At 58.0% G+C, this 7,446-nt stretch carries 9 protein-coding genes; 6 read left to right on the top strand and 3 right to left on the bottom strand.

Translation table 11 applies throughout. The annotated features are described in order from the left end of the window. The coding region (locus NKJ77_RS32165) for a hypothetical protein (RefSeq protein WP_352536372.1) at positions 1-236 on the top strand (236 nt) is incomplete at its 5' end. Positions 237-915: 679 nt separating this feature from the next. Here NKJ77_RS32165 and NKJ77_RS32490 read toward each other — a convergent pair. Beyond that, positions 916-1,143: an exopolysaccharide production repressor protein gene (locus NKJ77_RS32490; RefSeq protein ID WP_444849006.1), complete on the bottom strand. Its 228-nt coding sequence runs from the start codon at positions 1,141-1,143 to the stop codon at positions 916-918. A gap of 367 nt (positions 1,144-1,510) precedes the next feature. On the opposite strand from NKJ77_RS32490, the gene NKJ77_RS32160 reads away from it, so the two are divergent. The 3 genes from NKJ77_RS32160 to NKJ77_RS32150 all read left to right on the top strand — a co-directional run bounded on the left by NKJ77_RS32160 (position 1,511) and on the right by NKJ77_RS32150 (position 3,689). Beyond that, positions 1,511-1,912, top strand: a complete 402-nt coding sequence (locus NKJ77_RS32160; protein ID WP_352536371.1) for a hypothetical protein — start codon at positions 1,511-1,513, stop codon at positions 1,910-1,912. A gap of 360 nt (positions 1,913-2,272) precedes the next feature. Continuing rightward, positions 2,273-3,337, top strand: coding sequence for a non-homologous end-joining DNA ligase (gene ligD, locus NKJ77_RS32155; RefSeq protein ID WP_352536370.1), 1,065 nt, complete (start codon positions 2,273-2,275; stop codon positions 3,335-3,337). A gap of 166 nt (positions 3,338-3,503) precedes the next feature. Continuing rightward, positions 3,504-3,689 carry a hypothetical protein gene (locus tag NKJ77_RS32150; protein WP_352536369.1) on the top strand — a complete coding sequence of 62 codons (186 nt, stop codon included), beginning with the start codon at positions 3,504-3,506 and terminating at the stop codon, positions 3,687-3,689. A gap of 124 nt (positions 3,690-3,813) precedes the next feature. Here NKJ77_RS32150 and NKJ77_RS32145 read toward each other — a convergent pair whose 3' ends face one another. Next, positions 3,814-4,167 carry a Rieske (2Fe-2S) protein gene (locus NKJ77_RS32145; protein ID WP_023673824.1) on the bottom strand — a complete coding sequence of 118 codons (354 nt, stop codon included), beginning with the start codon at positions 4,165-4,167 and terminating at the stop codon, positions 3,814-3,816. A gap of 11 nt (positions 4,168-4,178) precedes the next feature. Then, on the bottom strand, positions 4,179-5,261 hold the full coding sequence (locus NKJ77_RS32140; protein WP_352536368.1) for an amidohydrolase family protein: 1,083 nt from the start codon (positions 5,259-5,261) through the stop codon (positions 4,179-4,181). A gap of 129 nt (positions 5,262-5,390) precedes the next feature. On the opposite strand from NKJ77_RS32140, the gene NKJ77_RS32135 reads away from it, so the two are divergent. Continuing rightward, entirely contained in the window at positions 5,391-6,248 is an 858-nt protein-coding gene (locus NKJ77_RS32135) for a LysR family transcriptional regulator (protein ID WP_352536367.1), read from the top strand. Between the two features lie 90 nt (positions 6,249-6,338). Next, positions 6,339-7,446, top strand: a 1,108-nt coding sequence (locus NKJ77_RS32130) for an FAD-binding oxidoreductase (protein WP_352536366.1), incomplete at its 3' end; no start/stop codon positions are given.

The raw sequence follows: 7,446 nt of genomic DNA, 5'->3' as shown, positions 1-7,446 counted from the left end.
AATCCATCCGGGTTCGAAAGCAAAATGTCTTTGACGGCAGCGCTGGCGGTCTTAACTTCAGTCTTGGTCATGGTGGCGTTCCTTCCAGGGAATCAGGTGACGTGAACAATCACCAGCCTGCCATGACCGCCCCCTCTCAGCGAATTTGCAGAACTCTCAGCACACTACCGTGGGATCTGCTGGGCTGTGCGGCGGCGGCCAAGCAGACATCTGGTCCGCCGCAGCTGAAGTCATGACCTATTCGGTCGATCGGCGTTATGGCGTGATCACCTAGGAGGCCCCGCGCGCAAGCTGGCTGCCGCGGATCGCTTGACGACTTGGGATGGAGAGCGGTCAGCGGGAACGCGCGCCCGCAGAACCCTCCGAGTGAATTCGAGGACGACCGACCACACGCTGAGTTCGGAGCCCCTGGACTAACATCGACGGTGGCCTAATCCACCTGTTGGATGAACTCGTGGGTGCTGAGTGTCTGAGTGGTGTTGTCGTCGGCGCAGCGCCGCCATTGACTAAGCGATGCTCTTTCGTTCTCGGCCTATCTGTCGGCCACTCATGGCGTCGAAGCCGACCATATTCTGGTATTCAACGACGGTATTCCTGTCCGCTGGTGCCACAGCATCTGTAGCGTCCAAGTTCCTGCGTCATTTGTCGTCCTATTCGGCCAGTCGCCGCGATCCCCAGGGCAGCATCGCCGATCATGTGCAAACGCAAGCCTCGGCCCGGCTACCCAATAACAGTGGGGAGATCGTTGCTTGCAAAGACAGCAATCGGGCGTGTGAGGCACCTGCGCCGCGAGGAAGGCTTGCTTCATTCCTCTGCAAGATTTCAGGGAGGCGCTTGCCGCCCAACGATGGCGCGATTTAAGACGGTCAACCTTCCCCGGCGATTTGACGATGCTGCGTGGCCGGCTTGTGAGCATCATCGGCCGCCTTTAGATGAGACACCGCCGTCTCGACGGGTAGGCTCGGCGGTGTTCGGTTTTTCTTCGGTTCTCTTCGTCCAAAGCGTGTGGAAAAGCGCGAATGAAAACAAGAAATATCCAACCTGGAATATGATCAAAATCAGCAAGGTCCATGCAAGCGACTTCCAGAACGAACCCGTTGCTAGGTAAATCCATAACGCCACCACGGTCGACGTGGCAAACATCCCGACCAGGAATCGCGGAAAAAACATTTATGTTCAATGCCGCCCCATAATTGGACCGACCGGTCTCTCGTCTACTCCCAGAAGCATTTAAGATTTCACTAAATTAGTTATTGCGCAAGCGCCACGCTGAGTTAATGAGTCCTGCGCCAATCTGGATGACGCCGGCCAGCACGTGCCAATAGTGAACAAAAAGAGAACGAAGAGTCCAGCATGCCCTTGACGAGGGAGAAATATGTTCCTTGTTTCTGCGTGATCTGGAGCAGCAAAGCGACCATGGCTTGGCGTCAATCGCCGTGGATGGCGAAGCAACGGCAAAACCGCGGAACACAATTTTTGGGTCGAGGTCTGGGATCGCGAGGAGCAGGTTTTGTCCGAAACAATTTTCCGTTCTCCCGATTCAACCGTGAGCCAGGCAGCCTGGCAGGCCGCCATCCGACGCCGGCCGGGCATGTTGCTGATCCACTACAACAGTCGGCATGTGATGGAGAAAATTCTGACACCAGGCGAGGTCAAGATCCCATTGCAGGCCATCATCGATGGCAGCGTTCACGCTGCCCTGGATGTGGCGCTCGGCGATCTTCGCGAGTGGCATGTGCTGCGGGCCTGGTGCAGATCCTGTTCGCACCATGCAACGGTAAAGCCTGCCGGCCTCATTGAACGCTATGGAAAAGGCGCTCTATTGAGTTCGGTCGAGCGAGCGCTCTTTTGCACAAGTTGTGACAGGGGAGGGCCTGTCAGGCTGGAAATTCACAAGCTGCCACGCAATTGAGGGGTGAACGGATGCAAGACCTCATCGATTTCGTGTAGGCCAACTCGGCTCTGGCTTGGACACTCCGATCGCGATCAGCGGCCGAACTTTCGAAGCGGGAAATGCGCGATCTCCGCCGGTCGGCTTCGACGCAAAAATATGCGGACCACCGCGGACGGGGACAGTCGGTCCCGCGTCCCGTCCTGCGGCCGGCGCTATGCTGACGCTCCTACGGCTGTCCCGTTCACCGCCCGCGGCGGGGGCGAATTTCCTTCGTCCTGCGCGCGACAATTGTCCGCTGTTGCGGACGCAAGCAGGACTGCGGCTTATACGCCTTTCTTCCTTTGAGCGCCGACGGTCGCCGGCGCGGGATGCTTGGGCATGGAACCGAATCCCGGGCAGGGTATTGAGTCGGACTATGTATCCGAGTTCCGCATGTCGGCTGTAGACGGCACCCTCAGTAAAAGGCGCACACGGCCCAGAGACTCAGAATCTGTCCCTACAAATCGGCTCCCGCGGTTTCGACCCTTCCAGCTATGCACGCTGACAGACCACATACCGGTCGGCGGGGATTGGCTTTTCGAGATGAAGTTCGACGGCTATCGTGCCCAAATCGCCATCTCCGGCTCGAATGTCGTCGTTTATACGCGCAATGGCCACGACTGGACCCGACAGTTCAAGGTCATCCTGCCGCCGCTTCAAAGACTGACCGAAGGCGCGGTGCTGATCGATGGAGAGATCGTCGCTATCGACAGCCAGGGCCGCACGAACTTCTCCATGCTGAAAACCGGCATCGCCGCGGGTATGCCGCTCAAGTTCTACGCCTTCGATCTGCTTGAGTTCGATGGCGAACATCTGTCGAACCAGCCGCTCCTCGAACGCAAGGCGCGACTTGAGTCCCTGCTGGGCACGCGCCGCCCTGACGACAGTCTGCAATTCTCCAGCCACATCGTCGACCAGGGCAAAAGGGTGTTTGACGCCATGTGCGAGGGCGGCCACGAAGGCGTCATCGCCAAGCGCGCCGACAGCACCTATGTCGGCGACCGCACCTGGAGTTGGCTTAAGATCAAGTGCACGAAACGGCAGGAGTTCGTCGTCGGCGGTTATCGCCCAAGTGACACGGGACGGGGCATGGCCTCGCTGATCCTCGGCACTTACGACAATGGCAAGCTCATCTATCGCGGCCGCGTCGGCACGGGGTTCACCGAGGCGGAGCGCAAGGACATCCTCGCGAAGCTCGAGAAACGCCGTCTTGAGAAATCGGCTTTCGCGTCCGTCCCGAGAGACATTGCCCGACGTGCCAAATGGGTGAAGCCCGAACTTGTTGCCGAGGTTACCTATGCCGAAGTGACACCGGACGGCAGTTTGCGGCATCCAAGCTTTGAGGGCATGCGCGAAGACAAGCGAGCCGACCAGGTGGTGAGGTTGCGCCTTTGCGCAGCTTGAAGGCCCAGGTCTTGGCCCCATCCGAAGATTCGAAGCTCTCGGCGAGGTCCGGTTGGACATTGCCTTTGGCGTCGACCTCAGTGAGGCTGTTGGATAAGCCCGAAAACGCGGTTTGTGTGAACGTATCGGGGTAGCCGGCGGGATCGATTGAATCCGTCGTCGCGCCATGAGCCATGCCGAGCTTGGCGAAGCCGCCGTGCATCGGTTCGGCACGCGCCCTGGCGACGAAGAGCGTGTCGGCGGCGGCGACCGTCAGGCCTGCGGCTATCCCAAGATGAATGAAGTCGCGGCGGGAAACTTTGCCGCCACCGACCAGGCTTTGCGCGATACCAAGCTTGTATTCAGATTCTGACATTTGACTCTCCCATTGCGGAGTTCTCCGCGTTATTTTTTTCAAGCACCTGCGAACAAATCTGCTAGTTGGCTTCGGCCATCTTTCTTCGAATTTTTCCAATCCCAATCGGCTTTTGGGCCAATCAGGCCGTCACATAGATGCTGCCGGCTTCGACGGTGACTGGAAATGTGCGAGCGCGAATGGACGGATCGACCAAGGCTTCACCTGACTTGATGTCGAATTCCCAGCCATGCCAGGCGCATCGAACGATCTCGTTTTCGCGATGATAGATGAATTGCGCTTGTTCAACGGGCGCGGTTGTCCCGCATTGCGGTCCCTCGCAAAGTGGAGCGCCGCGGTGCGGACAGACATTCAGCAGCGCGTGGAATGAATCTCCGATGCGGAAAATCCCGACCGAAAGGCTGCGGATCTTGGCGATAAACGGAGATCCTGTTTCGATCTCGTCGACGCGGCAGATATATGTCTTCTCGGGCATCGTATGCTTCCTCAGGCAGCATTCGCAGCTCGCGCGCGGGGGATGCGTTTGTAGACTTCCAACGCATTCAGTCCCATGATCTTGCTCTTCCAGGCAGGAGGGATTTGCAGCGTGTTGGCATCGTCGTAATCCCAGTGCGGATAGTCCGACGCAAACATCAGCGTGTTTTCCCCGTCCATCGCTTCGAGCGTGGACCAGAGATGTTGGATGTTTGCAGGTTGCTCCAGCGGCTGCGTGGAAAAGCGGATGTTGCGCCGGCAATATTCCGATGGCAGCATCTTCAGCCATGGCGTCTCTTTACGCAGCGCTTTGTAGTCGGCATCCAGGCGCCACAGGACCGACGGAACCCAGGCGACACCGCACTCGATGATCACGAAGTAGAGGTCCGGCCACTTCTCGAAGACGCCATGGGCGATCATGCTTGCCACGTGCGACATCGCGGACATGTGCAAAATGGCATGCGTTTCCCAGAAGAATGTCGTGGGCGCAGGCGCAATGGCAGTTGAATTCACGCCGCCATGCCCGCCCAGATGTATGGCGAACGGCAACCCGACTTCAGCGCAAGCTTCGTAGATCGGATGGTAGAACGGGTCTCCATACGGCTTAACGGACCCTTGGGAAGCGAGAACCTGGACCATACGCGGATGACTGCCCAGACGGCGTATCTCGGCGGCAGCGAGCTTCGGATCCTGTGGTGCGATGATGATCGAACCCATGAAACGATCGTCTTTCGGCAGCCATTGGTTGATCTGATAGTCATTGTAGGCGCTGACCAGGGCGCTGGCATAGTAAGGATTGGCGAGGGTCGACGCCTCGATCGGCTCATCGCCGGTGAGGATCGCCACGTCGACTTTGTACTTGTCGAGGTGCTTCTCTTTCATGATGAGATAATTGTCGGCTTCCGTCTTCGGACGGACGTCCTTGCGGGAGAAGTCCTGCGGATGAAACCAGGGGCGATGGCCATGCGGAAATGCGCCGGCTGGACCTGTTTTCTCGCCCTCGGTGAACATGTCTTTCCACAAGCCGGAAAGGTATGGCGTCAACACGGTGGCGCTTGACCAGTAATTGTGACAGTCGCAATCAACTATGAACACTTTGTTCCGCTCCGTGGCCCGTCCCGGCGGTGCGCCGGCCGATGATCTGGTGCAGCTTCCCCCTTGAGAATTGTTTGATCAAGCTTATGGTAGGCAGGAACATGATCGAATTTTTCGATCGGGATTTCCATGCAGCTTGATCACATCGAAACCTTTCTCGACATCATCGAATCGAGAAATTTCAATCGCACCGCAGATCGGTTGGGCTTAACCCAATCGACAATCAGCACCCGCATCAAGAACCTGGAGAGCGCAATCGGATCTGAACTGTTCCAACGCGGACGCGCCGGGGCAGAGCCGACTGCCGCAGGGCGCCGGTTCGAAGCCTACGCAAGATCTCTGGTATCCACTTGGTCGCAGGCTCGCCACGATGTCCGGGCCTTCAACCGTTTCGAAGGCACCTTGCGCGTTGCCGCCCAAGTGGGCATGACCCGCTCAGTCCTGCCCGGGTGGGTCGAAACCCTGTGCCAAGCACTTCCGAAGTCCTCAATCCATGTCGAGTCGGATTATTCGAACCAGATGGTCAGCGACCTCAGCATGGGAAACCTGGATATCGCGGTGCTTTATGCCCCCCGCTACTTGCCTGAGATCGCATACGAGCACCTGATGGTCGAGGAATATGTAATGGTTTCGACTGCCGCCAGAAACCTGTCGGACGTCGATCCCGACACCTACATCCGCCCAGGCTACACCGTCGTGCTGGAGAAAACGCACGCAGAGATGCTGGCTCAATTGGCGATCTGCCGACTTTCGACCGGATCGGAAGCTCTGGCGGAGATCATGCTCCGGCGAACGGGCGGCACTTGCTACATGCGCAGCGATGATGCGCGCAGGTTTACCGGTGAGATTCCATCGTTCCTGGTCGAAGGAGCGCCGACCTTGCACCAGCCAGTCCATACGGCGATACTGGCACGCCGCCAACACGAACCGATCATTCGCAAAGGCATCCGTGCTCTCCATCTCGCTGTTATGTCGCTGGAGGTTTAATCGATATTCGCGATCATAACGCTGGAATAATATTGCTGTTCAGCGGGGTAAGAACTGGCATGTTCGCTCGACCTAATGCCGAGCCGCACGATGAATGCATACGCCTCCATCCAAGCCTCAGATGTCGTGCCCACCATGCGTCAGCGGCGATGGGCACAAAAGACGCGAGATATAGTGCTCTGCCGTCGCGTGATAGACGAGACGCACGATGTGAAAACATTTGTTCTCACATCTGCCGCTGGTCGGATGTTCTGCTTCAGCGCGGGCCAGTATGTTCTCGTGCACCTCAGGATCAACGGCGCCACAATAACGCGCGCCTACTCGGTATCGTCACCGCCGACGCGACCGCTTGATCTTCAGATCACCGTGAAGCGAACGCAGGGCGGGCTCACTTCCAACTGGATCCATGACCATTTGACGCCGGGCAGCGAGATCGAGATCGAAGGGCCGCTCGGTTCGTTCAATCTGGATAAATTGCCGTCCGAGAAACCTGTTTTCCTTTCGGGCGGGAGCGGCGTGACTCCGACCATGTCAATGCTGCGTGCGCTTACAGACCGCGCAGACGACAGGGAGATCCGCTTCATTCACAGCGCGAAAACCCCAGGCGACATCATCTTCCGAGCGGAACTGGAAGCACTTGCCGCTCGCTTTCCCAATGTTCAAGTGACTTTGGTTTGCGGCCAGGGAGGTCCCGCTTGGACGGGTTCAACCGGCCGAATTGATGGTCGGATGCTGCTGAGCCTGGTTCCCGATCTTCACAAGCGCACTGTTTTTGCCTGTGGGCCCGAAGGGTACATGAAGACGGCACGCGCCTGCCTTGATGCAATAGGCTTCCCGCCGGCGCAGTATCACGAAGAGAGTTTCGGAGGCAGCAATGGTTCTCGGTCGGAATTGGGCTTGGCGATTTCGTCTTCGGTCCGTTTTGTCCGCTCGGGTGTGGAGCAACGCTGCGCGCCCGGAGAGACCCTGCTGGACGCGGCGCGGAACTGTGGCATCTACATCCCAACCGCCTGCCAGCAGGGCGTTTGCGGAACGTGCCGAATAGCCAAACTATCCGGCGAGGTTACCATGGACGATTTAGGCGGACTGAATGCTAAAGAGAAATCTGCCGGCGGTTGTGTGCGTCAAGTTCTGCAAAATGGGGCAGCCATGATGCTGGTCATGCGGCTTGGCGCAGAGCGAGCTTCTTGTGCTCGCG

Source organism: Mesorhizobium sp. M0052, from assembly GCF_040323255.1.
In the GTDB taxonomy this organism is placed as follows: domain Bacteria; phylum Pseudomonadota; class Alphaproteobacteria; order Rhizobiales; family Rhizobiaceae; genus Mesorhizobium.
The sequence above is the reverse complement of the archived record's forward strand: the minus strand, read 5'-3'. Positions and strand labels throughout refer to the sequence as shown.